Source organism: Streptomyces populi, assembly GCF_002911015.1.
Taxonomy (GTDB): Bacteria; Actinomycetota; Actinomycetes; order Streptomycetales; family Streptomycetaceae; genus Streptomyces; species Streptomyces populi.
Map to the genome: position 1 here is coordinate 15401 of NZ_KZ626890.1, position 26160 is coordinate 41560.

Here is a 26160-nt window from a genome sequence, read left to right on the forward strand (position 1 = left end):
TCCCCGGCACGACGCCCCGTCCGACGCGGGACGGCCCCGGTGCGGGGCGGACCCGCGTGCCGGACCGGCGGCGTCACGGCGGCGATGGTCGCTTGCTTGCTCGAACTCTTCCTGGAGGACACTGGCGATGCTCGACATGAAGCCCACCTGCGAGACGTGCGGCACGGCACTCGCACCCGGGGACCCGGCGATGATCTGCAGCTACGAGTGCACCTTCTGCGTCTCCTGCGCGGACGGTTCCGGCAGCCGGTGCCCCAACTGCAAGGGCGAGTTGAGCGCTCGCCCCCGGCGGGCCGTGGAGGCGAGCGCGTGAACGGGTCCGAAACCCCCGAGCAGGGGCCCGGCTACGCGAGGATCGCCCTGCTCGCCTCCGGCGCCATGTTCCTGGCGATCCTCGACTCCACGATCGCCAACCTGGCGGTCTCCGACATGCACGAGACCTTCCGGGGGGCGTCGATCTCCGACTTCTCCTGGGTCATCACGCTGTACGCCATCTTCTTCGCGGCGCTGCTGGCACCGGCCGGACGCCTCGCGGACGCGGTCGGGCGGAGGGCGCTCTACACCATGGGCGTCGGCGTCTTCACCGTGGCGTCCCTACTGTGCGCCGTGGCGCCGTACCTGCCCTTCCTCCTGGCGGCCCGCGCGATCCAGGGAGCGGGCGCGGCGGCGATGATTCCCGCGTCACTGGCCGTGATCCTGTTCGACACCCCGCCGGCGCGGCGGATGGCGGCCATCGGTCTGTGGAGTGCCGCCGGTTCCGCCGCCGCCGCGATCGGACCCAGCCTGGGCGGCGTGCTCATCGACGCGTCCGGCTGGCGCTCGGTCTTCCTCATCAACGTGCCCTTCGGGATCGCGCTGATGGCCGGGGTCCGTGCCGTGCGGCGGTCCGAGCGGGTCCCCGGGCGCTTCCCCGACGCGGTGGGGTCCCTCGCGCTGGCGATCGGCATGGGCGGCCTCGTCCTCGGCGTGACGCAGGGCTCGGACTGGGGATGGGGCACCTCCCGGACCCTCGGATGCCTGGCGGCCGGCGCCGTGGTGCTCGCCTACGGTGTGCTGCGGGCCCGTACGCAGCCCGTTCCGGCGATCGACACCACGTTGTGGCGGAGCAGGACCTTCTCCCTGGCGAACGTCGTGTCGTTCTTCTACGGGGCGGCCCTCTACGCCTGGCTGCTGTGCGGGGTGCTGTACCTCGTGAACGTCTGGCACTACTCGGAGCTGAAGGCCGGCTTCGTGCTGAGCCCCGGCGCCGTCTTCTCGGCGATCGCGGCCGTCGGCATCGGGCGGGTGCTGGGCAGGCGCGCCAGTCCGCGGCTGATGGTGATCGGCGGCTCGCTGCTCATCGTGGGGGTCGGAGTCTGGCTGGTCGCCGTACTGCCCGTCGAGCCGCACCTGGTCGACCTCTGGATCCCGACGGCCGCCATCTCGGGCTTCGGCATGGGCGCGGTCAGCACGGGTGTCTCGACGGCGGCGGCCCTGTCGGTGCCCCCCGCGCAGTTCGCCGGGGCGACGGGGCTCAACATGGCGGCGCGGCAGATGGGCGGTGCCCTCGGCATCGCGGTGCTGGCCTCGGTCCTCGCCGGCGCGGACATCTCGGGCACCACCGCGTACGCCCACGTCCTGCTGTTCTGCACCGTGATGGCAGCGGTCTCCGGCCTCGCCGGTCTCGGCCTGACGCTGAGGCCCGCACCCCAGCCGTCCGCCTCCGCCTCCGCCGCCACCACCTCCGCCACCACCGGGACCGCCGCCACGACGGGAGGTGAGGCCTGACCGCCGACCCCGCGGGCGCCGGTCCCCGGCCGGCGCCGTGACCCGAACCGGCAAGGAACGGTGCGCCGCAGAACGTCCCTTCAACAGAGCCCCACTTCGGAGGAGCTGGAAGCATGACGACGGCACCGAAACTCGCACTGGAGGTCTTCAACCCGGAGCACCGGGTGAATCCGTACCCCCTCTACGCGGCCCTGCGGGAGGCCGACCGGATCCATTCCCTGGCACCCCGGATATATCTGGCGTCACATCACGCGGACTGCAACAAGGTTCTCCTCGACCCGCTCTGGGGTCACGGGTACAACGACAGGATCAGCCCCTTCAGGCCGGGCGTGGGACGGGACGACGTACCCGGATCGATGCTCGGGATGGACCCGCCCGACCACACCCGGCTCCACCGGCTGGTCAGCAAGGCCTTCAAACCGCAGAAGATAGAAGAGCTGCGCGCGCGGACGGAACAGATCGTGGACGAGCTGCTCGACGCCGCCCTCGAAGCCAACGAGGTCGATCTGGTCACCGCGCTCAACAGCCCGCTGCCGATGCAGCTGGTGTGCGGGATGATCGGGGTGCCCATGGCCGACGTGCCCGTCTTCCAGAAGTGGTCGACCGCGATCGTGCGCGGGGTCGACCCGGACTTCCTGCTCAGTCCGCAGGAGATCACGGCACGCTACGAAGCCGAGGAGGCGTTCGAGCAGTACTTCAAGGGTCTGGCGGAGGAGAGACGGGAGCACCACCGCGGTGACCTGCTCAGCGACCTGGTCGCCGCCCGGGAGGACAGCGACCTGCTCTCCGAGCACGAACTGCACGAGATAGGCGCGATGCTCATGGTCGCCGGTCACGAGACGACGATGAACGGTCTCGGCATGATGATGACGGCCCTCCACCGCGATCCCGGCCGGCTCGAACTCCTCAAGGCCGACCCGGACCTCGTACCGGCCGCGGTCGAGGAAGCGCTGCGCTACGACCCCCCGATCCAGTTCACCTCGCGGGTGGCGCTGCAGGACCGGGAGCTCGCCGGCCACACCTTCGAGCGGGGCGACGGCATCGTCCTGGTGATCGCCGCGGCGAACCGTGACCCGGCCGCCTTCCCGGACCCCGAGACCTTCGACATGACCCGCTACAAGGACCGCGCGCGGAACGCGCCCCGCCACCTCACCTTCAGCAACGGCCCGCACCACTGCCTGGGCGCACAGCTGGCCCGGATGGAGATGAACATCGCCCTGCGCGCGCTGCTCACCCGGGCCCCGGACCTGAAGCTGCTCACCGACGAGCCGCCCTACCGGGATCTGTACCTGTTCCGCGGACCCTTGAGCCTGCCCGCCCGGATGCGTCCCTGACCGACCGATCCGGATGCGTCTCTGACCAACCGATGTCGATGTCGGATTCTCGCTGGCATCGCCCCCGTTCCGGAGCCCATGGTGGATGCATGATGGACGAGGAGCACTACTACCGGGCCGCTCTGAGCAACGACAGCCGGTTCGACGGCCGGTTGTACATCGGAGTGGCCAGTACGGGCATCTACTGCCGCCCGACGTGCCCGGCCATGACTCCCAAGCGTGTCAACATGCGGTTCTACCGGACCGCGGCCGCCGCGCAGGCGGCCGGGTTCCGCGCGTGCAAGCGGTGCCGGCCCGACTCGGTCCCGGGGTCACCGGAGTGGAACAGCCGTGCCGACCTGGTCGGACGTGCCATGCGGCTGATCGCCGACGGCCTGGTGGACCGGGAGGGCGTCAGCGGCCTCGCCGCCCGGCTGAACTACAGCGAGCGCCAGCTCCAGCGGCAGCTCGTGGCCGAGGTCGGGGCGGGCCCGCTCGCGCTCGCCCGGGCCCAGCGGGCACGGACGGCGCAGCTCCTCCTGGAGACCACCGACCTGCACGTCAGCGAGGTGGCCTTCGCCTCGGGGTATTCCAGCATCCGGCAGTTCAACGACAACATGCGGGCGGTGTTCTCGATGCCCCCCACGGAGCTGAGGGCCCGCGCGGTCCAGCGCCGGCCGCGTACGGCCCCGCCCGCGCAGCCGTGGGGCAACGGGATCCGGATCCAGTTGCCGTTCCGCACCCCGCTGGACGTCGGCGGGCTGCTGGAGCAGCTCGGCGAGCAGGCCGTGCCGGGCATCGAGGAGTACGTCGACGGCGTCTACCACCGGGCGCTGTCGCTCCCGCACGGCAGCGCCGTCGTGTCCCTCTCCCGCGCCGCGGGCAAGCCCGCGGGCAAGACCGCCCAGCCGCCCGGCCGCGGCTTCGTGGAATGCGAGCTGCACCTCCAGGACCTGCGCGACATGACGGCGGCCGTCCAGCGGTGCCGCGACCTGCTCGATCTGGACGCGGACCCGGGGGCCGTCGACGAGGTGCTCGCGCGGGACGCGCTGCTCGCCCCGCTCGTCGCACGCGTGCCCGGCCGCAGGGTGCCGGGTTCCGTGGACCCGGCCGAGTGCGCCGTCCGGGCGGTCCTCGCCCAGGACGCGGGCCCCGAGCAGGCGAGGGGCGACGCGGCGCTGCTCGTCGCCCGCTACGGCAAGCCGCTGACCAGAGAGGTCGGCCAGGTCACGCACACGTTCCCGGCGGTCGAGACGCTCGCGCCGCTCGCGCCGCACGAGCTGGCGGGCACTTCGGAGCGGGGGAGCCGGGTGAAGGCGATGGCCACCGCCCTGGCCTGCGAGGACCTGGTCCTGGGAGTGGGCGTGGACCGTGAGGAGGCCGGTCGGAAGCTGCTCAAGGTCGAGGGCGTCACACCGCGGACGGCCGCCCTCATCCGCATGCGGGCGCTGGGGGACCCGGACGTCCTCGTTCCGGCGGAACCGGAGTCGCACGACGCGGCCCGCCAGTCCTTCGGCGACCTGGGACCCACCGCCGGCGACGAGCGCTCCGAAGCCTGGCGGCCCTGGCGCTCCTACGCCGTACAGCACCTCTGGGCCGCCGCGGGGACGGTCCGTTGACCCACCAGGACGACGACGCGCTGTTCGGGCGCCCGCCCCTGGTCCCGCGGTCCGGAGCGGTGCTCCTCCCGCGCTGGCTCGGCATCGAGCAGCAGAGGCAGTTGCTGCACGCCTGCCGGGAGTGGGCACGCGGGGCGGCGGGACTGCACCGGCCGAGCATGCCCGACGGGACCCCGATGCGGGTGCGGTCGGTGTGCCTCGGGTGGCACTACTCGCTGCGCCACGGATACACCCGGACCACGGTCGGCGCGGACGGCACACCGGTCAAACCGCTGCCCGGCTGGCTCGCGGACCTGGCGCGAAGAGCGGTCGTCGAGGCGGCGGAACTCGACGACGAGGTGTGCGGACGGCCCCGGGACCACAAGGCCGACGCCGCGATCGTCAACTTCTACGACGACGAGGCCCGGCTGGGCATGCACCAGGACCGTGCCGAGGAGAGCGGCGCGCCCGTGGTCTCGCTCAGTCTCGGGAACAGCTGCGTCTTCCGCTTCGGGAACAACGAGACGCGCACCCGCCCCTGGCAGGACCTGATCCTGCACAGCGGTGACCTGTTCGTCTTCGGCGGACCGGGACGGATGGCCTACCACTCCGTGGTACGCACCCTGCCCGGTACCGCACCGGCCGAACTGGGCATCCGCGGCGGCCGGGTGAGCGTCACGGTGCGCGAGACGGGCCTCACCCCGAACCTTCCGGCGCAGCGGTCACGATGACGGCCGCACGCACCAGGGATGTGTCAGCGCCATCTCAGAGTCGGCTGACACGGTAGGGGTGACGAGAGCCGCCGTGGTGCGCCGGAGCCTCATGACGGCGCACCGGGCATCGCGCGGCGGCATCCACGACTCCCATGGCAAGCGTCCCTCCCCGGTACCGGCGAAAGGACTGCCGCACGTGTCCGCTCAGCCACCGCACCTGACGTATCCGGTCCAGCGAACGACGGTCACCGATCCGCCCGAGGAATACACGCGCCTCCAGAAGGAGGCCCCGGTGTGCCCCATCACGCTGGCCACCGGATTCCCGGCGCTGTTCGTCACCGCGTACGACGACGTCAAGACCGTGCTCTCCGATCCGCGCTTCAGCCGCGACGCCCTGTTCGAACCCGGCGCCCCGCGAGCGCAGCTGGCCGAGCCCGACCAGGACAGCATCATCAGCATCGACCCGCCGCGCCACTCCCGGCTGCGCGGGCTCATCAACCGGGAGTTCGGCCGCCGCCGGGTCGAGGGCATGCGGCCCGAGATCGAACGGCACGTGGCCGAACTCCTGGACGAGATGGAGACCAAGGGACCGCCCGGTGACCTGAACGACATGCTGGGACGGCCGCTGGCCCTGCGCGTCATCTGCAACCTGCTGGGCGTGCCCTACTCCGACCACACGAAGTTCGGCCGCTGGTGCGACCACTTCATGTCGTACGCGAAGTATCCGCTGGCGGAGGTCGGCCGGGCCAACAGCGAGATGCGGACGTACCTGGCCGATCTGATCGAGACCAAACGACAGACCCCCGGCGAGGACCTGCTGAGCGCCCTCGTGCAGGCGCGCGACAGCGAGGGGGCGCTGACCGAGAACGAGCTCGTGAGCCTCGGCGTGATCCTGCTCCTCGCGGGCCACGACACCACGGTGACCGCGCTGGGCGGCGGCGTGATCACGCTGCTGCGCAACCCGGAGGCGCTCGCGGAGCTGCGCTCCGATCCCGCGCTGATCCCCCGGGCGATCGACGAGATCCTGCGGCTGAACGAGCCCGGAGACGGCTCCTTCCTGCGCATCGCGACCGAGGACGTCGAACTGCGGGGCGGACGGGTGGCGGCCGGCAGCGCGGTCGTCGCCTCCATCAGCACGGCCGACCGGGACCCCTCGGTGTTCCCCGATCCCGAACGGTTCGACATCCACCGCGAGAGCAACCCGCACATCGCGTTCGGCTTCGGCACGCACTTCTGCGTCGGGTCCTCGCTGGCCCGCGTCGAGCTGGAGTCCGCGCTGGGCGCCCTCCTCCCGCGTTTCCCGGACCTCGGGCTCGCGGTGCCCTTCGAGGACCTGCGCTGGCGCTCGTACGCCCATCTCGGCGGAATCGAGGAACTGCCGGTCCGTTGGTAGCGCCGAAAGCCCCCCGCCCAGGCAGTCCCCGATCTACAGCGAGGTCAGATGTTTCTGGATTGGCAGCCCCATCAGTCCAAGGAGTACGACGACATGCTCTCGGCCGTCCGGGAGCGCCTCGACCGTCCGCGGCCCCCCGAGGGCGGGCTGCGGGAACTCTGGCGGCACTGCGGTGAGCTGGGGCTCCTGGGGCTCTGCGTCCCGGCCGAGGACGGCGGAGGCGGGAGGTCCGCACTGGACACCGCGCATCTGATCGAGGCCTTCGGCCGGGGCTGCGCCGACACCGGGCTGGTCTTCGCCACGAGCGCCCATCAGTTCGCCTGCGCCGTCCCGATCTCGGCCTACGCCGGGGACGAGGTCCGGCGGCGCCTGTTGCCGGCCCTGTGCGACGGCTCGTTCATCGCCGCCAACGCCATGACGGAGTCCGAGGCGGGCTCGGACATCTCGGCGATGTCGGCCCGGGCGGTGCGGGACGGCGACGGATACGTCCTCACCGGGACGAAGTCCTGGGCCAGCAACGCTCCGGAGGCCGACGTCTTCGTCACCTACGCGGTGACCGACCCGACAGCGGGATTCCTCGGCGTCTCCGCCTTCGTCGTCGAACGCGGCACGGCAGGCCTGTCCGTCGACGGGCCGTTCGAGAAGATGGGCCTCGGCACCTGCGCGGCCGGATCGGTCCGGTTCGAGGAGTGCCGGGTGCCGGCCCGCAACCTCCTCGGGGAGGAGGGGGAAGGCAGCGCGATCTTCCAGCACTCGATGGCGTGGGAGCGCGCCTGCCTCTTCGCCGGGTACGTCGGCCTCATGGACCGGCTGCTCGAACGGTGCGTGGCCCATGCCCGGGAACGCCGCCAGTTCGGCCGCCGCATCGCCGACTTCCAGGCGGTCTCCCACCGGATCGCCGACATGAAGCTCCGGCTCGAAGCCGCCCGGATGCTGCTCTACCGGGCCTGCTTCCGGCTGGACCGGGACGAGGCGCTGCCCATGGACAGCGCGCTGTCGAAGCTCGCGGTGTCGGAGGCCGCCGTCCAGGCGGCCGTCGACGCGCTGCAGATCTTCGGATCGCGGGGCTACCTGGTGAGCGAGGGGCTCGAGGTCGTCCTCCGGGACGCGATCCCCGCGAAGCTCTTCTCCGGGACCTCCGAGATCCAGCACGAACTCATCGCGAAGGGGCTCGGGTTGTGAACCTGGCGTCACTGGTCCGGGACAGCGCGCGGCGCGCGGGCGGGGACCTGGCCGTCGCGGGGCCCGACCGCTCGGTCACCTACGACGAACTCGACCGCGCGGCGGACACGCTGGCCCACCTGCTCCGGGACAAGGGGGTGCGCGGGACGGACCGGGTGGTGATCTGGCTGGACAAGTCCGTCGTCGCGGTCGCCGCCATGCAGGGGGCGCTGCGGCTGTCCGCCGTCTACGTACCGGTGGACGGCTCGGGGCCGTCGCGCCGGACCGCGCGGATAGCACGGGGATGCTCCGCGACGGTGATCGTCACCGACTCCCGGCGCGCGGCCGAGCTGCGGGAGTCGGGCGAGGAACTGCCCGGACTCCTCGTGCTCGACGGCCTGCCCGGGACGGACGGACGTCCTCCGCTGCCCGTCGAGCAACCCGGCCCCGACGACCTCGCCTACATCCTGTACACGTCCGGCTCGACAGGAGAGCCCAAGGGCGTGTGCATCAGCCAGCGCAACGCCCTGGCGTTCGTCGAGTGGGCGGCCGCCGAGATCGGGGCGACGAGCCGGGACCGCTTCGCCAACCACGCCCCGTTCGGCTTCGACCTGTCCGTACTGGACCTCTACGTGGCCTTCCGGGCCGGGGCGTCCGTTCATCTCGTCCCGTCGGAGATGGCGTACGCGCCGCAGCAGCTCTGCGCGTTCCTGCGGACGGAGCGGATCACCGTCTGGTACTCCGTGCCCTCGGTCCTCATCCTGATGATCCGGGACGGAGACCTGTGCGAGGGCGCGCGGCCCCCGTGGCTGCGCGTCCTGCTCTTCGCCGGTGAACCCTTCGCGGTGGACTACCTCGCGCTCCTGCACCGGTACCTCGAGGGCGTCCGGCTCCTGAACCTGTACGGCCCGACCGAGACGAACGTCTGCACCTTCCACGAGGTGACCGCGGAGGACGTCGCCGGCGGCGAGCCGGTGCCGATCGGCCGGGCCTGCTCCGGCGACGAGGTGTGGGCGCTCACCCCCGGCGGGCGGCGGGCGGCCGTCGGCGAGGAGGGCGAACTCGTCGTGGACGGACCCACCGTCATGGCCGGCTACTGGGGCCGGGGCGCGCAGGAGGGCCCCTACCGGACCGGTGACGTCGTCCGGGTACGGGCGGACGGCGTCTTCGAGTACCGCGGGCGGCTCGACCACATGGTCAAGGTGCGGGGACACCGGGTGGAACTCGGCGAGATCGAGGCGTGCCTGTCCCGGCACCCGGCCGTGGGCGAGGTGGCCGTCCTCGTGGACGGAAGCGGCATGGCGGCGCGGATCGTCGCCGTCGTCGTCCCGGCCGGCCCGCCCCCGGGACTGCTGGCGCTGAAGCGGCACTGCGCCGAGCGGCTGCCCAGGTACATGATTCCCGACTCGGTGCTGACGGTGGCCGAACTGCCGCGCACCCGCAACGGAAAGACCGACCGGCAGGCGCTGCGGGACACCCTGCTCCAGCCGTCGGGCAGCCGGACCTGATCTCCGAACCCAAGGAAAGGAAGAACCGCTCGTATGGAACTCGCCGCGGTGATCGAAGAGATCGACGGGTACATCCGCAAGGAATTCCTCGAGGGGGACGCCTCGGTCGAACTGACCCCCTCCTCCCCGCTCCTCGAATGGGGAATCCTGAATTCGATGAACACGACACGCCTCGCCGCCTTCGTGAGTGAACGGTACGACGTGACCGTGTCGCCGAAAGCCATGCGCACGGACAACTTCCGCACCATCGAGAACGTGGCGCACATGGTGCTCGAACTGCGGGACCGGCCGGAAGCCTGACCGGACGGCCAGGGACCCATTCGACTGAGGGAGTTGACACCAGTGCGCTGGAACGACATGTACATCGCCGGCCTGGGAACCCGGCTGCCTTCGCCGGAGCCCGCGGAGACGGCCGTCTCCGAAGGCCGGTACTCCGCACAGGAGTTCAAGGACAACGAACTGCTGTCGGTCCTGGTGAGCGAGGAGGAACCGGCCGTCGACATGGCGGCGGCCGCCGGAAGGCAGGCGATGGCGCGCAGCGGACGTTCCGCCGAGGACGTCCGACTGCTGCTGCACGCCCACACCTATCACCAGGGCGAGGACCTGTGGACACCCGCGACCTACGTCCAGCAGCGGACCATCGGCGGCGGCGCGCCGTCGATCCAGCTGAACCACGCCTGCGACGGCGGGATGGCATCCCTGCACCTGGCGATCCCCTACCTGCTGGCGGGACCGGCGGGAGGGGCGGCACTGCTGACCACGGGTGACCGTTTCGCTCCCCCCGGCTTCAACCGCTGGAGCAGCGACATCGGCCTGGCCTTCGGGGACGGCGGTACGGCCATGGTGGCGGCCCGCGGCGGCGGCGTCGCGCGGATCCTCGCCACCCACTCGTCGTCGGACCCGTACTTCGAAGGGCTCTACCGGGACACCGAACGCGGCTTCACGGACGCCCCCCACCTCGAGGGAACCCCGCTGGACCTGCGCGGACGCAAGATCCGCTTCGCGCAGCGCGAAGGCGTGGACGCCGTGATCGACCGGCTCTCGGCGGCTCTCGTGGAGAACGTGGAGCAGGTACTGGCCGACGCCGACGTCGGGATGGACCAGCTGGCCAAGCTGGTCCTCCCGAACCTCGGAAAGCCGTTGCTGAGCTGGCAGTTGCTCGCCCCCCTGAAGATCGACCTGGACCGCAGCCCGTGGGAGTGGGGGCGGCGGACCGGCCACCTCGGGGCGGGCGACCAGTTCGCGGGGCTGACGTACCTCTTCGAATCGGGTCAGCTGCGGCGCGGAGACCTCGTCCTGCTGGCCGGCGTCGGTATCGGATATTGCTGGACGACCGCGGTGCTCCAGGTGCTGAGCGTTCCCGACTGGTCGGGGGCGGACGCCGAGACCCTGCGCGTACTGGGGCGAGGGGACGGATGAGGGGGAGCGGACCCACAGCGGTCACGGGGGAAGAGAACGATCCGAGCTGCTTGACCGAGGCCGAGGCGCGGGAGCTGGTGGCGGGCTCTCCCTGGCGGCGCCTCGTGGTGATAGGGGACGGCGCGGCCAACGGAGTGGGCGAGCCCGTCGAGGGGTTCGGCCGCAAGCCCTGGGCGGACCGCGTCGCGACCGTCCTGCGCACCGTCTGCCCGGGGCTGGCCTACATCAATCTGGGCCGGCGCGATGTGCTGGCCGCGGATGTGCGGGCCCGCCAGCTCGCCAAGGCGCTCGCTCTCAGGCCGACCCTCGCCGTGATCGCCTGCGGGGGCACCGACGTGCTGGGCGAGCCCTTCGACGCGTACGCCGTGGAGATCGAGCTGAGCCGGATGATCGGGCCACTGCGCGACACCGGCTGCACGGTGCTGACCATGGGAGTGCCGGACATCTCCTGCTCGGAGCCCGCGGTGGCACAGCGCAAGGCCGAAGTACGGTACCGGGTGCGCCTGTTGGCCGAGCGTACCGAGGCGATCTCGTTGCGGCACGGCGCGCTCTACGTGGATCTCGCCCGCCGGCCGGTGAGTCCCGGGCCGAGCCCGTGGAGTTCGAACGCGCCGTATCTGAACGGCCGTGGCCACGCCATCGCGGCCGCGGCGGTCATCCGTGTCCTCGGCCTTCTGGGGAAGTGCTCCTGACGCGCGGCCGCGGCGCCGTGCCCCGCCCCCGGTCGGGTCCACGGCGCCGTTCAGGCCGGGGAGCCGGCGGTCTGCGGCGTGGCGGGCCGGTGCCGTGCCATCGCCAGGGCGGACGCGGCACGCAGCAGCCGGCTCAGCTCGTCCGCGTCGTCCGTGCTCAGTGAGCCGTAGGCGGGCGCGGCCATCCGGTCGGTCAGCTCCTCCGCCGCGGCACGACGGGAGCGGAGCTCGCCGTCGACCAGGGGGTAGGGACGCTGCCAGCCCAGGAATTCGGCACGCTTGATCCCGTTGTCCCTGGTCAGGGTGGCCTCGAGCGGAGTCATCCCGGTGGCCAGCACCGCCGAGAGGTGCAGACCGCCACGGTGTTCCCGCAGGACGTGGGCCAGTTGCGCCACCCGGGCGGGAGCGTCCGCGGGACGGTCGACGTCCCGCCAGCCGGCGAACAGGGGGAGGCCCGGGACGTCCACCCGGTCGGCGACGGCCTCCAGGAGCTCGGCGAGCCGGGCCGCGGACGAGAAGCCCGCCAGACACCGCCGCCCCCAGGCGCGGCACGATTCCGCGTAGCGGTCCGTGATCTCTGGGGCCTGGGCGGCCGCCCGGCAGTGCCGGCGGACGAACTCCACCGGGAAGAAGCCGAAGACCGCGGCCGTGACCTCCGGGCCGACCGGGCCCAGGACACCGCCCCGCCCCCGGAAGTAGTAGCCGAAGCGGGTCATGCCGATGTCCGCGGCGGCCCGCCGGGCCTCGGGACTCTTCATGAAGGACCCGCCCAGGCGGCGCACGTCGTCCTTCGTCCTCGCCACGTACATGCGCGAACCGGACATCCCAGGTCCTCTCGTGGGCGGTCGTGGTCGGTGGCGCGGGGGAGGCAGGCCCGTTCAGCGGGCCTGTAGGTGCCCCGCGAGGCTCCGCACGATCTCGGTGCACAGGATGGCCTGGCCCCGCGCGTTCAGGTGCAGGCCGTCGGTGCTGTAGATCTCCTCGGTGCCCGCGGGATGACGGGGGAGGTCCACGTGGACGGCTCCCAGCCGTGCCGCCACCTGCTTGGTCCGCTCCGACCAGGCGGCGATGCGCTCGCTCATCGGCTTGCGGTAGCGCTCCTCGACGTAGGGGGAGTTCGTGATGTCGAACAGGCCCGAGGTCAGGACCGTGCAGCCGGTCTCGCGCAGCGGCACGATGACGCGCTCCAGTTCGGACTCGACCGCGTCGATGTCGAAGTGCCGTTGCAGCATGTCGTTGCCCCCGCTGAACACGACGGCCAGATCCGGCCGGAACTCCAGCGCGGGCGCCAGCTGGGTCTCCCGCACCTGGGCGGCGAACAGGTTCCGCAGGCCCAGGTTGACGAACGCGAGGTCCGGCTGGACGGTCCGCAGCTCCTCCACGAAGCGCTCGCCCCACGGGAGGCAGCGGTATCCCTCGAATGCCTCGGTGACCCCCTCGGCGCCGCTGTCGCCCACCACGGCGAGACGCTTCCACGGAGCGTCCGCCAGCACCCGGGCGGTCTCGCCCGCTGACAGCAGGTAGGGGTCGTCGGCTTCGGTCGGGCGGTTCGCCGTGTCGGTCATGTCGGAACTCCTCCGTGGATTCCTCGAGAGGGAACAGAGATCAGAGATCAACGATGCCAGCCCGCCCGTGGGCGGTCTGGCGAGATTCCGGCGCCATCCTCCGCCGTCGTCCCGGCGGACGGGGACCCCTCCCGCCCCGGCAGGCGCCGCCATCCGCGGGCCGCGGCGTGCCGCACCAGCTCGGGGTCGTCGCCCACCACGACGGGGTCTCCGACGGCCAGCAGCATGGGGAGGTCCGACGCGTGGTCGCCGTAGGCGCTGCAATCGGCGGGCGCGATCCCGTGCTCCCGCAGGAAGGCCCGGGTCGCGTCCGCCTTGTCCCGGCCCAGCATGAGGGTGACCAGTTCCCCGGTGTGGACGCCGTCGACCGTCTCGAGCCGGGTGGCCAGCACCGCCGTGGCGCCCAGCCGGTCGGCGAGCGGATCGAGGCAGGGCGCGAACGAGCCGGACACCAGCACGGTGAGGTCGCCGCGGCGGCCGTGTTCACGGAACGCCCGCAGGCCGGCGGGCAGGAACAGGTCTCCCGCACCCAGCTCGTGCCGGAACCAGTCACGGCCCGTGGCGGACAGGTCCGCGGCGCGCTGCCCCGCGTAGACGCGGTAGTAGGCGCGCATGACCTCCTCCCGCGAGGCTCCGGCGGCGACGAGACCGCGCAGCTCGTCGGTCACCGCGGAGTAGGCGGCGGGCGGGCTTCCGATCGCGGCGAGGTGGTACCGGAGGAACCGGAACATGCTCTTCACGGCGATCAGGGTCTCGTCGACGTCGAAGAAGGCCGCTCCCGGGCGTGTGCGCCCCGTCGTCGGACGGGTTCTCCCCCCGGCGGTGCCCGGCGCGGACGGGTGATCAGGTTCGCGCGTCGTCATCCGCTCAGCACCGCCCTCACCGCCGCGTCGAGTTCGGCGGCGTCCAGCGACGCGGTGTGCCGCAGGCACTCCACGGCGTCCGCGGGCGCCCCGGTGGCCGCGAGTTTGTCCAGGGCGATCCTCCGGTGGTTCCGCCGGGTCTCGGCCCCGGCGGAACCGAGGGCGTGCGCGCGCTCCGCGCGCAGTGTGCGGCCGGTGCGCAGGGTGACCTCGATCCGGGAGCCGATCGCCTTCGTGGCGTGCTCGAAGGTGGGACTCGGCGCGCCCCTCGGGAAGACGCCGGGCGCGGTCCGCCCGCCGGAGAAGTCCCTGAACCATTCCTCCGCGCGTTCCTCGGCCTGTCGCAGTGCCTCGCCCAGCGGTGCGGTGGCACTCAGCAGACCCCGGCTCAGCTCGGGGTCGTACTCCAGCCGGACCTTCGCCGCCAGCGCCCAGCGCACCGGATCGGCGGTGGCCGGCTCGGTGAGGTCGGCGGTGGTCACCCCTCCGGTGAGCAGCGCGGTGGCCACGTTGTAGGCGACGGACAGGTTGAGGGCCAGGATCGCGGAGCGCTCACGGTCGAGATAGGGACGCGCCTCCCGGTCCATCACCATGGTCAGCCGTGCGGCGCGCACCACGACCTCGTCGATGTCGTCGACCTCCGCGGGCGTGAGCAGGCCGTGCAGTTCGCAGGCGCAGTCGATGGCCGCGTCGACGTACGCGCCCGCCGGATGCACCTTGAACGACAGCGTCTCGGTGTGCCAGCGGGTGCCGAGTCCCGCCGTGACCACCTCGGGCGTGGGCACCTCGGAGACCTTGGCCAGCAGACCGCCGGGGTGTTCCAGGATGTCCTCGGCCCCCGTCAGACCGGCGGCGGCGGCCCGGCAGGCGTCCAGGCCCACGCGTACGGGAACGGACGCGGAGAGCACCTTGGCGTCACTGCCCAGGAAGGCCCGTCGCAAGGACCACGGGGGAGCGGCCAGGGCCAGCCCCCAGGCGTCGGTCCACTCGGCGGCCGGCGCACCCGCTCCGTGCAGTTTCGCCGCCACGGCGCCCACCAGCTGGGCGTGCGCCGCGGTCTGCCCCCGGAACGGCCCCAGGGTGCTCGCGGCGGTCACCCTGGCGGCACACTCGTTGGCGGCGACCATCGCGGTGAGCAGCCGCTCGCCGGTCAGCCGCTGTTCGCGGCGGAAGGCGAGGGGCACACCGACGGTCGAATGCGACACGTGTCCCACGTACATGCTGTCCTCGAGGTAGAGGCAGGAGGAGAGCGCCGCCATGACGTAGGCGGCCTGTTCGGGGCGGTCCCCGGTCGGCGGCCCGAACGCCTCGACCAGCTTGTGCCCCAGCGGGTGCGTCATGCCGGCCCGGACGACGGCGAGGTGCGAGATCAGCTGGCTGGTCGCGTAGGCGCTGATCCGGTCGGGCAGGTCGTCGTGGCGCAGACCGGAGGCCCAGCGCGCGAGGGTCGTGGTCAGCGAGCCGTGGGGCGGTACGTCGTCGGGGCGCGGACCGTGGGCGACGTCGCCCGGGTCCGGCTCCGTGTGCCGGGTGCGTGGTCCTGATGCGGCGTCGGCCCTTGGCATGCGTGGCAACCTCACACGTGTGTCGGGGCGGGCGTCGTCGTCCGCCCGGTGCGTCCTCATGCCCGGGTGAGGACGAGTACGGCGTTCTGCCCGCCGAATCCGAAGGAATTGCTGATCGCGACCTCGGGGCGGGTGTCCCGGCCGACCTTGGAGACGACGTCGATCTCGATCCGCGCGTCCTGGCTGTCGAGATTGGCGGTGGGCGGGACGAACCCGTGCTCCAGGGTCATCGAGGTGACCGCCGCCTCGATCGCGCCGGCCGCGCCCAGCGCGTGTCCGAGGACGCCCTTGACCGAGGTGACGGCCGGCCGGTCGCCGAGCGCGCGGCTGATCAGCTTCGCCTCGGCGAGGTCGTTCAACGGCGTGGAGGTTCCGTGCGCGTTGACGTGGTCGACGTCGCCCGGGCCGATTCCGGCGTCGGCCAGGGCGGCCCGCAGCGCCAGTTCCGCGCCGGCGCCCTCCGGGTCGGGGGCGGTGGCGTTGTGCGCGTCGGCCGACGCGCCGTACCCGCTGACCAGGGCGTGGACGCGTGCGCCACGCGCCCGCGCGTCCGCTTCCCGTTCCAGGACCAGGACGGCGGCGCCCTCCGCGGGCACGAACCCGTCGCGGTCCCTGTCGAACGGCCGGGAGGCGGCGTGCGGTTCACCGCGGCGCGTGGACAGTGCCCCCATCTGGCTGAAGCCGGAGATGATGGAGGGCACGAGGCAGGCCTCCGTGCCCCCGGTGATCACCACGTCGCAGGCGCCCGAACGCAGCAGGTCGCGCGCGACTCCCACCGCGGTCGCGCCCGAGGCGCACGCCGTCGCCGTGACGAGGTTCGGGCCCCGGGCGCCGCACTCCATGGCCACGTAGCCGGCCGCCATGTTGACGGCCAGCATCGGGATGAGCAGCGACGAGACCTTCTGGGCTCCTTGGTCGAGGAGGACCCGGTGCTGCTTCTCCCAGGTGGCCGCGCCCCCTATGCCGCTGCCGAGGACCACTCCGACCCGGGCGCCGTCCCAGGTGGCGGGGTCCAGGCCGGAGTCGTCCAGTGCCTCCTTGGCGGCGGCGAGGGCGAACTGGCTGCTGCGGTCGAGCCGCCATGCCTTGCGCCGCTCGACGAGGCCCGCTCGGGCGAAGTCGGTGACCGCGCAGCCGAAGTCGGCGGGTGTCCCCGCCAGCGCCGGGACGGGCCCGGCGGCCGTCGCCCCGCCCGCGCGGACGGTCCGCCACGCGGCCTCGGCGCCGATCCCGGCCGCGGTCACCATGCCGATGCCGGTCACCGCCGCATGCGACGGCCTGCGGTCCGACGGCCTGCGGTCCGACGTCATCCCAGGCCCGCCGTCTTGGCCTCGATGGTCTTGGCGGCCTGGGCGATGGTGTCGCCCGACTGGATGTCCTCGTCCGCGAGGGTGACGCCGAACTCCTGCTGGGCGGTCAGCCCCAGTTCGACGAGGGCCAGAGAGTCCATCTCCAGCTCGCTGAAGGTCAGTTCGGGTTCGATCTCGCCGGCCTCCAGGCCGAAGCCCTCGGCCAGCAGTGCCACGAGGCGCTCGTAGACGTCGCTCACGGGGTATCTCCTCAGGTTCGTCGTGACGGTCGATGACAGCGGTGCGATGGGTCGGTGCCGGTCCGTACGGGCCGTGCCGGTTGCCGCTCCTGGAACGAAGCGGCCGTTCACCTCAGCCGGCCACCAGATCGGGCCAGCGCAGGGCACAGGAGCCCCAGGTGAGCCCGCCGCCGAAGGCGGTCAGCACCACCCGGTGACCGGGGCGGAGCGTGCCGTCGTCCATCGCGTCGACGAGCGCGAGCGGGATGGAGGCCGCCGCGGTGTTGCCGACGCGGTCCACGTTCACCGCGCAGCGCTCCCGCGGCAGCCGCATCCGGTCCGCGACCGCGTTCATGATGCGCAGGTTCGCCTGGTGCGCCACCAGCAGATCGACGGCTCCCACGTCCCAGCCCCTGGCCCCGGCCACCCGGAGGGCGGAGGCGGCCATCCGCTCGACCGCGTTGCGGAAGACGGTCCTGCCCTCCATCCGGAAGTACGGGTCGGCGGCCTCGGCGGCCCTGCCCGGACCGGTGCGCACCGGGTCACGGGAGCCGCCCGACGGGACGGTGATCAGGTCGCTGCCCTCGCCGTCGCTCGCCAGGTCGAAGCGGCCCAGGGCGCCGGGTTCGTCAGGGGCGCCCGCGGCCAGGACGACGCCGCCCGCCCCGTCCCCGAACACGGCCCGGGTCGAGCGGTCCACGGGGTCCAGGATGGTGGAGAAGGTGTCGGCTCCCAGCACGAGGACGCTCTCGGCGGTCCCCGCGGCGATGAGGCCCGCCCCGGCGGCGAGCGAGTAGAGGAACCCCGTGCACACGGCGCCCACGTCGAACGCGGCCGCCGTGCCCAGACCGAGCCGGGAGGCCACCGAGGGCGCGGTGGCCGGGCACGGCCGGTCCGGCGTGGAGGTGGCCACGATGACGAAGTCGACCGAGGCCGTCGAAGCGGACTTCAGCGCCCTGCCGCCGGCCTCCACCGCGAGATCCGACGTGGCCATGTCCGGGTCGGCGATGTGCCGCTGGGAGATCCCGGTCCGGCTGCGGATCCACTCGTCGGAGGTGTCCAGTTCCCGGGCGAGCTCGTCGTTGGTGACGATCCGGGGCGGCACCCAGGCGCCGATGCCCCGGATCACCGCGGTCCGGCTCACCGGTGCACCCGTGCGAGGACGGAGTCCCGCTCGTCGAGGTCCCGTACCTCCTGGCTCACGTCGTCCAGGTAGTCGGCGACGTCGAGGTAGGACCTCACCAGCCGCACCTCCACGTACGGAAGGCCGTGGCTCAGGCAGTACTCCTTGATCAGGGGCTGGGCCCGGTGCAGGTTCCGCCGCGGCATCGACGGGAACAGGTGGTGCTCGATCTGGTAGTTGAGCCCCCCGTAGAAGAAGTGCGTGATCCGGCTGGGGAGCAGGTTGCGCGAGGTGACCACCTGGCGGGTGATCCAGTCCAGTTCCTCCTTCGCCCCGTCCCGCACGGGCAGGCCCTTGTGGTTCGGCGCGAACAGCAGACCCATGTAGAAGCCGAACAGGGCCTGGTGGACCACGATGAACGCGAGGGCCTTGCCCGGCGGCAGCACCCAGAACACGGCGGCGAAGTAGCACACCAGATGGAGGCTGAGCAGGCCCAGGTCGGCCGCCTTGTAGCGCTTGAGCGCGCCCTTGCGGGCCGCGACGTACCCCGACAGGTGCAGCCGCAGCCCCTCCATCATGATCAGCACGTAGAACATCCACGCCTGGTGGCGCACGATGAACCGGCCCGCGGGACCGGTCCGCTTGCCCCGGTGCGTGCTCGAGAAGATGACCTGGCGGCGCGTGATGTCCGGGTCGAGCGAGAGGTGGTTGGGGAAGTTGTGGTGCCGTGTGTGATGCCCCACCCACCAGCCGAAACTGACGCCGGTCAGCAGGTTCCCGTGGAGGTAGCCGACGACGTCGCTCGCCTTGCGGGTCCGGAAGATCTGCCGGTGGCCCGCGTCGTGCCCCAGCAGATCGGTCTGGGCGAAGCAGAACGCGAGGAGCACCGCGGTCGCCAGCTGCCACCAGCTGTCGCCGATCCACGCGAACAGGGCCCAGGCCGCGGTCAGCAGCAGCAGGTTGAAGGCGATCTTGTAGACGTAGTAGACGGGCTGCTGGTCCATCAGACCGGCGGCTTTCACCAGCCGGGTGACCTCTTCGTAGTCGGCCGCCTCGGCCTCGGCGGGGCCCGGAGAGCCGGCACCGCGCGGGTCGGCGCCGCCGTTCAAGCGCGTCATATCGCCTCCTCCAGCCCCATGTAGGCGAGCCGGGAACGCTGCATGCGCTGCGCCCACTCCTGGCCGGTCGCCATCCGTTCCTCGATCGTGGTGTCGGCGAGCCTGCGACCGGGCCACACCTCGTAGTCGCCCAGCAGCTCGCCGTGCTGCTCGATGCCCTGCTGGAAGAGCTTCTCCCGGTTGAGCACCATGTCCTCGACCGGCAGCCGTTCCCACAACCGGTATCCCTCCCGCAGCAGTTCGAGGACCCGCGGCCTGTCCCCGGGGTTCCTGAGCAGGTGCTCGCGGACGATGGCGCTGCCCACCGTCAGGTGCCTGATCTCGTCGATGCCCGCGCCGCGCTCGATGTCCGCCGCGGCCGGGTCGAAGGCGCGCCACTTGCGCTCGCTCAGCTCCGCCGCCGGTGCCAGCACGCCCTCGACCAGCACGGTCAGGACCAGTACGCCGCCGATGAAGTCCCCGCGCTCACGCAGGGAACGGAGCCCGAACTCCTCCAGCGGGACCAGGACCGCATCCCGGTCGGCCGCCGCGAGCCGCTCGATGGTCCCCCACAACTCGCTCTTCTCCACTCCCAGTTGCAGCAGGTGACTGCGGAACACCATGGCGTGCCGCGCCTCGTCGAGGAGTTGGGTGGAGTAGAACTCGAGGGTTTCGTTGTCCGGGGCGAGCGCCACCATGTAGGCGATGGCCCGGGTCGCCTTCTCCTCCGCGATGGAGCGGAACGCCAACTCCTGTGTGAGCGCACTGTTCAGCGGGCCGGGCTCCCTCATCACGGGATGGGGACGGACGTCGGCGGCGTGACCGAGCACGTTGCCCCGCAGAGTGCCCTGCGGTACCGCGGCCAGCCAGTACTGCAGATCGCACGACGCCGGGGTCAGGTCGAGCTCGATGGCTCCGTCCACCAGCGACGGAGCGCGATCCCAGTCGGCCTCCGCAGGGAAGTTCGCAAAAGCCATGGTCAGTCCCTTTCTACAGGCATGAGGGCGGGCAGCTGATGCAACTCGCCGGCGAAGTTGAGCAGGGGAGCGCCACTGCCCGGTACCGCCCGGTCGACCCTGGCCAGCAGCAGGTCGTGATCGCCCACCGGAACGGTGCGCTGCACACTGCACACCAGCCAGCCGAACGCGCCGCGCAGCACGGGAACGCCGTCCTCCGTCCGGCCGGCCCAGGCGCCGGGATCCAGCTGGTCGACACCCGTGGCACGCCGCCTGCGGGCGAAGTGCCGGGCCAGCTGCTCCTGGCGGGAGCCCAGCACGTTGGCGACGAAGGCCGAGGTGCCGAGGAGCGACCGCAGGGCACGGCTGGTGCGCCGCAGCGCGACCGAGACCATGGGCGGCTCGACGGACGCGAGGGCCAGCGTGCTGACCGTGACGCCCTGCACGTCCGCCTCGCCGCCGCAGGTCAGCACCACGACTCCCGTGGCCAGCCGGTGCGCCGTACCACCGGACGGCTCGGCCGCCGGGCCGGGCGGCCAGACCCTGAGCAGCCGGTCGGCGGCCGTGCTGGTCACAGAGATCCCGTCCGCAGCGACCGCGCGGACCGCGCCGGCCGTACGTCGTCGGCGGAGGCCTCGAACTCGCTCCGGAAGCGCCGGTACGCCGGATGCGTCTCCGGTTCGAAACTCAGGGCGAAGGGCTTGAGGAAGTTCCCGAACAGCGCGCGGTCGCCGAACAGGTGGATGGGCAGGGCCAGCAGGGCCCACTCGAATCCCCACACCGAGATCCACACCAGGGCGACCAGCCCCTGCGTCACCAGGCTGTGCATCACGTTGTACAGGACGAAGTAGACCTTCGGGATCTCGGTGCCGCCGGCCTTGCCCGCGGCCTTGTCCCTGTTGTGGGCGCGGTGGTACCGGTAGGCACCGGGGAGATAGCCGATCAGGTCGATGTAGACGAAGAGCGCGACGGCGGGTATCCAGCGCACGTCGCCGAGGTGCGCGAAGAACAGCACCACCGACACCAGCAGCCCCAGCCCGTACTCCGCGCGGACCAGCCACGCGGTGGTGCCGGTCATGAACAGGTTCTTGGTGTCCATCAGAGCGACCCCGCCAGCGCCTCTGCGACCGCCTCGTCGCCGATCACGGCGGCGCCGGTGAACAGTCCGCTGACGATACGGGCGATGGTCTCCTTGAATACCTTGACCGCGACCGGGTCCAGGATCCCGGCCAGGCTCGGGATGCCGAAGTCGAACTCGGCGTCGAAATCCACGCGGCAGCCCGCGCCCTCGCGGGAGACGCGCCAGGATCCGGTGAACGACTCGAAGTCGCCGTCCAGTTGGGAGAAGAGGATGGTCAGGGCGGCCCGGTCGAAGCGGTCCTCCTCGGTCCAGCTCAGGATTCCGTTGCGGAAGTACACCTCCCAGTCGCTCGTCTCCTCCTCGGCGCTGACCTCGTGCACGGTCACCGACCGGACCACCGGGACGAGTTCGGGGTAGCCGGCGAAGTGACGCACCCGGTCGAAGACCGCGCCCGGATCGTGTTCCCGCACGGCAAGAGCCACATGAACGCTACGCATGAACCGGTCCACCTTCGGAAGTCGGAACGTACCGGGCCGCCTGCGCACGGCAGGCCCTGTCGAATGCCTCGCACAGGAAGGACACCTCCGCCGCGTCGAGGACGGCGGGCGGGGTCAGGCGCAGCACCAGGTGCGAGTTGAGCGAGTGGTTGGCGATGACACCCTGCGAGACCAGTTCGATCAGCAGGTCGCCGGGGATGCCCGGCTCGCGGAACTCGAAGCCCAGCAGCAGTCCGCGCCCGCGCACGTCGCGGACCGCGTCGCCGAAGTGCTCCCGGACCGTGTCGCCCAGGGTCCGCAGCAGTTGGGCACCGAGGTCGCGGGAGCGTTCGACCAGGCCTTCCTCCTTGATGGCCGTGATCGCGCCGCGTGCGGCGGCCATGGCGATGGGGACCCCGGAGAACGTGGACGTGTGGAGATAGGGGTCACGGTCGAAGACGGAGAAGGCGCGCGGTGTGGCCACCACCGCGGACACCGGGATCACACCCCCGCTGAGCCCCTTGCCCACGAGCAGCGCGTCGGGCGTGACGCCCTCCCGGTCCGCCCCGAACCAGGTGCCCAGCCGGCCGAGGCCGGTCTGCACCTCGTCCAGGACGAAGAACGCGCCGTGGCGCGTGCAGGCCCTCTGCACCGCGCGCAGATAGCCGTCGGGCGGCAGGACGACGCCCGCCTCTCCCTGGACGGGCTCGACGACGACGCAGCCCCGGCCCGGAATGGTGGCGAGCAGCTCGTCCAGCGCCTCCGCGTCACCGAACGGAACATGGTGCACATCGGGCAGCAGGGGCCGGAACGGGGCCTGGAACACGTCCTTCCCGGTGAGGCTGAGCGCCCCCATGGTCTTGCCGTGGTAGCCGTCGTACGTGGCCACCAGATGGTCCCTGCCGTGCGTCCGGGCCATCTTGATCGCGGTCTCCACGGCCTCCGCGCCGGAACCGGCGAAGTGGACGCGCTCCAGACCGGCCGGGACCACCTCGACCAGGGCGTCCGCCGCCAGGGCCGCCTGCGGTTCGAGGAGGACCCGCGTGGCCACGGGATTGCGGTGCAACTGCTCCTCGACCAGACGTACGACGGTCGGGTGCCGTGAGCCGAGCAGCAGTACCCCGTAGCCACCGCAGTTGAGGATGCGCCTGCCCTCGGCGGTGATCACCCAGGCGCCCCGCGACTCCAGTTCGACGTGCCCGCCGAACATCTCGCCCAGGACCGCCCGGCCCTTGTTGAGCCGGGTCCGGTACAGGGCCCCGAGGGCGCTTCGGTCGTACGCCCGTCCGTCGTCCCCCGCGGGCGGCGCGGCGGGTACCGATGCCGTGTTCATGGTCCTCCTCAGGACAGCCGCAGCGGTCGGCCCTCGACGTGCTCGAGGAAGGGGCCGACGAAGCCGGCGCGGGACGGGGGGTGGAAGGAGAGACCGTGCGACGAGGCGGCCAGGTAGGCGACGTCCGAGGACTCGATGAACGCCATGCCCCCGAGCGCCTCGACGGCCTGGCGCACCGTCTCGCCGAGCGCGTCCTGGCAGCCGAAGCGAGCCAGCAGGGCCTTGCCGAGGGCGACGTTGCCCGTCTCGCCGTCCATGATCATGCGAGCCGTGCCCTCCAGCAGGAGCATGGCCGACTCCAGGCGCGCGACCAGCCGGGCGCGATCGGAGTCGCTGCCGCGCCCACGGGCCACCACCCGCTCCACGAGCGCGCTGGCGATCCCCACGTACGAGGCGGAGATGAGCAGCGCGAACCAGATGAAGCCGACCGTCTGCAACTCGTCGAGCTCGCCGGCGTCACCCAACTCGGTCCGCATGACCTGTTGTTCGTCGACGAACACGTCGGTGAGCCGGACCTCGTCGCTCTCCGCGCCGGCCAGCGCCCAACTCGACCAGAACGGGTGCACGGTGATGCCCTCGGCCGCCCGGGGCACGAGCAGCACCGCCATGTCGCCGCCGCCGTCCTCGCGGGGGAGGGCCACGCTCGCGGTGAGCAGGTCCATCGACCGGGACAGGCTGCACGGCTTCTTCGCGCCGTTGATCGTGTAGCCGCCGTCGGCGGCCCGGGCGGTCATCGTGGGAGAGAGGATCCCGCTGCCCGGCCGTCCCTCCGCGAAGCCGGAGGCCACCAGGAGGTTCTGCGAGCTGATGCCTTCCAGGAGCGCCCACTCCACGCCGCTGCTCTGCAGGCTGTCGGCGAGGGTGAAGAGCGTCGCCACCGAGAAGTGGTGCATGGTGGTCGCCACGGCCAGGGACGGGGCCGACGCCGCGAGGGCACGGGTCGCCTCGAGTGCCTGGAGCGGGCTGGCGCCCGCGCCGGCATAGGTCTTGGGGATCACCAGGCCGGGACCGGCGTGGGAACGGAAGAGATCGATCGCCGGGCTGCCCGGCCGCTCCAGCTCGGTCAGCGGGATGTCGTCGAGCCTGCCCAGGAGCCCGGGCAGGAAGGCCTCACAGGTCGAACGTGCTGCGTCGAGTGAATGCACGAGAGCTCGCGCCTCCTCACGGTTGGTGATCGTTGGGGTGGACCGACGCGGGAGCGCTGCGCGAACCGTTCCTCTGCAGGGCCTTCCACCGCCCGAAGACCGCGTCCCGGGGCCTGGATCCGGAGCTGATGCTGACGCCCTGGAGGTGGCTCGTGCGCAGGATCGGGTAGTTGGCCTCGCCGAAGACGCCGCCGGTCAGACCGGTTCCGCCGTGGGTGGGCAGATAGGGGAGAAAGCCGATGTGCGAGTCGTTGATCTTCAGCAGTCCGCCGGTGCGGATCCGGGCGAGGAAGGTGTCGACCACCGTCGACGACGCCGCCCACAGCGAATTGCGCAGGCCGTACTCGTTGCTGTTCATGTACTCGACGAAGCGCTCCAGGAGGACCTCGTCCGGGGCGGGCTCCGCCACGACGAGGGGCAGCAGGGGAAAGAACGTCTCGTGCCGTACGGCGTCGACCTCGCGTGCGCCCTCGAGGCCGCGCACCACCACGACGGTCGGTTCGAGGAAGATGCCGGCGGCGTCGCGGGTCTCGTCGGCCTGCATGGCGTGGCCGCCGCAGGCGAGTTCGGCGCCCTTGTCCAGGGCGTCGCGCAGGCAGCTGAAGAACTTCTCGTTGCGCAGCACGGGGGTGAGCAGCACGTCCTCCTCGCCCGGCCGGCCGGGGCGGATGTGGCCGATCTGACGGATCAGCCGTGCGACGAGACCGTCGGCGACATCGGGATGCACGACCACCTGGTTGGGGATCATGCAGAGCTGGCCCGAGCCGTAGAAGCTCTCCGTCAACGCCTCGGCCGCCAGGTCGAGGTCGGCGTCCTTCCAGACCACGACCACGTCGTTGCCCGCGAGTTCGAGGATCGGCTTCTTCCCGGCGGCGATGCAGCGTTCCTGGAACCGGACGCCGTTCTCGCTGCTGCCGAAGTACATGATGTCGTCGACATGGGGGCTGTCCACCCACGCGGACAGCATCGGCGCGGGGTCGCCGCACACCACGTTGAGCGTGCCGGGCGGTGCCCCGACCTCCTCCAGTACGGGCCTCACCACCTCGTGCAGGACGTACATCACGCCGAGAGGAGCGCTTCGCGGGGCGCGCACGACCAGGGAGTTGCCGGCCATGACGGAGGTGACGCCCAGCAGGGCGCTGGAGAGGGGAGCGTTGTGGGGAGGGTTCAGGCACACCACACCGTCCGGGAGGCGGCGGATCTGGATGCGCCGTTCGCCCTGCCGGAACTCCTGGTGCATCTGCGCGTGGTAGAAGCCCACCGACTCCGGACCGAAGCACTCCAGCATTCCCGAGACCTGCCAGCGGGCCAGGGCGAGCGGATGCCCCTCGGACACCAGGATCCGGGTGATCTCCTCGGCGCGCTCGGACAGCCTCCGCCGCAGCAGCTCGCCGACCTTGTCCAGTCGCGTCTCCAGAGGGAAGGCCGCCCAGGCCGGCGCCGCCGCCGCGGCGGCTTCCAGCGCCGCCTCGACCGTCGGCCGGTCGGCCTTCGCCACACGGCCGACGATGCTCGGCGGCAGGGAGTCGGGTGTGATGCGCCCCTGCTCCAGCTTCCGCTTGAGCGACAGACTCGCGAACGCGTCGTCCAGTAATACCGAGGAATCCACGACATAGACCCAGGAGTCGCTTTCGTGGTCCTGCCCGCCCACGTAGGAGGAATAGGACCTGAAGGATGTCCGGCTTTCTCGTGCCGGACTGGGCGGCGTCGGATCCGGGAGGGACAACTGCGTGATCCCCACTCTCACTCCCTGCTGTCGCTGTTCTCTTTCCCGTCGGATGCTCCGAAGTTCTCCAGACCCTCGCAGCGGCCACTGAAAAAGCGCTGACAGCCCGCTGAAACGGCCCTGTCAGAAGCGTTGCCG

The 26160-nt window shown here is 71.7% G+C and carries 26 protein-coding genes; 11 read left to right on the top strand and 15 right to left on the bottom strand.

The annotated features are described in order from the left end of the window. Positions 1-127 precede the first annotated feature (127 nt). From CW362_RS24480 to CW362_RS24530, 11 genes are all read left to right on the top strand, one after another. Positions 128-313, top strand: a complete 186-nt coding sequence (locus tag CW362_RS24480) for a DUF1272 domain-containing protein (RefSeq protein WP_103551679.1) — start codon at positions 128-130, stop codon at positions 311-313. Beyond that, positions 310-1767, top strand: coding sequence for an MFS transporter (locus tag CW362_RS24485; RefSeq protein ID WP_103551680.1), 1458 nt, complete (start codon positions 310-312; stop codon positions 1765-1767). The genes CW362_RS24480 and CW362_RS24485 overlap by 4 nt, the downstream gene beginning before the upstream one ends. Positions 1768-1880: 113 nt before the next feature. Further along, entirely contained in the window at positions 1881-3101 is a 1221-nt protein-coding gene (locus tag CW362_RS24490; RefSeq protein ID WP_103551681.1) for a cytochrome P450, read from the top strand. An 89-nt stretch (positions 3102-3190) separates the two neighbouring features. Continuing rightward, on the top strand, positions 3191-4699 hold the full coding sequence (locus tag CW362_RS24495; RefSeq protein WP_206301047.1) for an AlkA N-terminal domain-containing protein: 1509 nt from the start codon (positions 3191-3193) through the stop codon (positions 4697-4699). Beyond that, positions 4696-5409 (top strand): alpha-ketoglutarate-dependent dioxygenase AlkB, encoded by a 714-nt coding sequence (locus tag CW362_RS24500; protein ID WP_240658010.1) that lies wholly within the window; start codon positions 4696-4698, stop codon positions 5407-5409. Before CW362_RS24495 ends, CW362_RS24500 begins: the two co-directional genes overlap by 4 nt. A 178-nt stretch (positions 5410-5587) precedes the next feature. Then, positions 5588-6784, top strand: a complete 1197-nt coding sequence (locus CW362_RS24505) for a cytochrome P450 (RefSeq protein ID WP_162684206.1) — start codon at positions 5588-5590, stop codon at positions 6782-6784. A gap of 48 nt (positions 6785-6832) precedes the next feature. Continuing rightward, complete coding sequence (locus tag CW362_RS24510; RefSeq protein WP_103551683.1) at positions 6833-7966, top strand: acyl-CoA dehydrogenase family protein; 1134 nt, start codon at positions 6833-6835, stop codon at positions 7964-7966. Then, complete coding sequence (locus tag CW362_RS24515; RefSeq protein ID WP_103551684.1) at positions 7963-9453, top strand: amino acid adenylation domain-containing protein; 1491 nt, start codon at positions 7963-7965, stop codon at positions 9451-9453. Before CW362_RS24510 ends, CW362_RS24515 begins: the two co-directional genes overlap by 4 nt. Before the next feature lie 33 nt (positions 9454-9486). Beyond that, positions 9487-9753, top strand: coding sequence for a phosphopantetheine-binding protein (locus CW362_RS24520; protein ID WP_103551685.1), 267 nt, complete (start codon positions 9487-9489; stop codon positions 9751-9753). Between the two features lie 42 nt (positions 9754-9795). Then, complete coding sequence (locus tag CW362_RS24525) at positions 9796-10872, top strand: ketoacyl-ACP synthase III family protein (protein WP_103551686.1); 1077 nt, start codon at positions 9796-9798, stop codon at positions 10870-10872. Positions 10873-10922: 50 nt separating this feature from the next. Next, positions 10923-11564 (top strand): SGNH/GDSL hydrolase family protein, encoded by a 642-nt coding sequence (locus CW362_RS24530; RefSeq protein WP_162684207.1) that lies wholly within the window; start codon positions 10923-10925, stop codon positions 11562-11564. Positions 11565-11614: 50 nt separating this feature from the next. Here the strand turns inward: CW362_RS24530 and CW362_RS24535 are convergent, their stop codons facing one another. The 15 genes from CW362_RS24535 to CW362_RS24605 form a co-directional block, all read right to left on the bottom strand. Then, a complete protein-coding gene (locus CW362_RS24535; protein WP_206301048.1) occupies positions 11615-12388 on the bottom strand; it encodes an SCO6745 family protein in 774 nt (257 codons plus the stop codon). A gap of 54 nt (positions 12389-12442) precedes the next feature. Beyond that, positions 12443-13129, bottom strand: coding sequence for an SGNH/GDSL hydrolase family protein (locus CW362_RS24540; protein ID WP_103551688.1), 687 nt, complete (start codon positions 13127-13129; stop codon positions 12443-12445). 47 nt (positions 13130-13176) lie between these two features. Beyond that, positions 13177-13992, bottom strand: coding sequence for an HAD family hydrolase (locus CW362_RS24545; protein WP_103551689.1), 816 nt, complete (start codon positions 13990-13992; stop codon positions 13177-13179). Then, complete coding sequence (locus CW362_RS24550) at positions 13989-15557, bottom strand: MmgE/PrpD family protein (protein ID WP_162684208.1); 1569 nt, start codon at positions 15555-15557, stop codon at positions 13989-13991. Before CW362_RS24550 ends, CW362_RS24545 begins: the two co-directional genes overlap by 4 nt. 56 nt (positions 15558-15613) lie before the next feature. After that, on the bottom strand, positions 15614-16867 hold the full coding sequence (locus CW362_RS24555; protein WP_206301049.1) for a beta-ketoacyl-[acyl-carrier-protein] synthase family protein: 1254 nt from the start codon (positions 16865-16867) through the stop codon (positions 15614-15616). Further along, positions 16864-17106, bottom strand: a complete 243-nt coding sequence (locus CW362_RS24560) for an acyl carrier protein (protein WP_103551691.1) — start codon at positions 17104-17106, stop codon at positions 16864-16866. The genes CW362_RS24555 and CW362_RS24560 overlap by 4 nt, the downstream gene beginning before the upstream one ends. A gap of 112 nt (positions 17107-17218) precedes the next feature. Continuing rightward, entirely contained in the window at positions 17219-18229 is a 1011-nt protein-coding gene (locus CW362_RS24565; RefSeq protein WP_103551692.1) for a beta-ketoacyl-ACP synthase III, read from the bottom strand. Continuing rightward, entirely contained in the window at positions 18226-19326 is a 1101-nt protein-coding gene (locus CW362_RS24570) for a fatty acid desaturase family protein (RefSeq protein ID WP_103551693.1), read from the bottom strand. Before CW362_RS24570 ends, CW362_RS24565 begins: the two co-directional genes overlap by 4 nt. After that, positions 19323-20282, bottom strand: coding sequence for a VlmB-like protein (locus tag CW362_RS24575; protein ID WP_103551694.1), 960 nt, complete (start codon positions 20280-20282; stop codon positions 19323-19325). The genes CW362_RS24570 and CW362_RS24575 overlap by 4 nt, the downstream gene beginning before the upstream one ends. Positions 20283-20284: 2 nt before the next feature. After that, positions 20285-20836, bottom strand: coding sequence for a flavin reductase family protein (locus tag CW362_RS24580; protein WP_162684209.1), 552 nt, complete (start codon positions 20834-20836; stop codon positions 20285-20287). Further along, complete coding sequence (locus tag CW362_RS24585) at positions 20833-21360, bottom strand: hypothetical protein (protein WP_103551696.1); 528 nt, start codon at positions 21358-21360, stop codon at positions 20833-20835. The genes CW362_RS24580 and CW362_RS24585 overlap by 4 nt, the downstream gene beginning before the upstream one ends. Then, the gene (locus tag CW362_RS24590) at positions 21360-21839 is read right to left on the bottom strand and encodes a type II toxin-antitoxin system RatA family toxin (protein ID WP_103551697.1); all 480 of its coding nucleotides are present in this window, start codon (positions 21837-21839) and stop codon (positions 21360-21362) included. Before CW362_RS24590 ends, CW362_RS24585 begins: the two co-directional genes overlap by 1 nt. Continuing rightward, positions 21832-23151, bottom strand: a complete 1320-nt coding sequence (locus tag CW362_RS24595) for an aspartate aminotransferase family protein (protein ID WP_103551698.1) — start codon at positions 23149-23151, stop codon at positions 21832-21834. The genes CW362_RS24590 and CW362_RS24595 overlap by 8 nt, the downstream gene beginning before the upstream one ends. A gap of 8 nt (positions 23152-23159) precedes the next feature. Further along, positions 23160-24296 (bottom strand): acyl-CoA dehydrogenase family protein, encoded by a 1137-nt coding sequence (locus CW362_RS24600; protein WP_103551699.1) that lies wholly within the window; start codon positions 24294-24296, stop codon positions 23160-23162. A 16-nt stretch (positions 24297-24312) separates the two neighbouring features. Beyond that, positions 24313-25947, bottom strand: a complete 1635-nt coding sequence (locus CW362_RS24605) for an aldehyde dehydrogenase family protein (protein WP_338069077.1) — start codon at positions 25945-25947, stop codon at positions 24313-24315. Positions 25948-26160 lie beyond the last annotated feature (213 nt).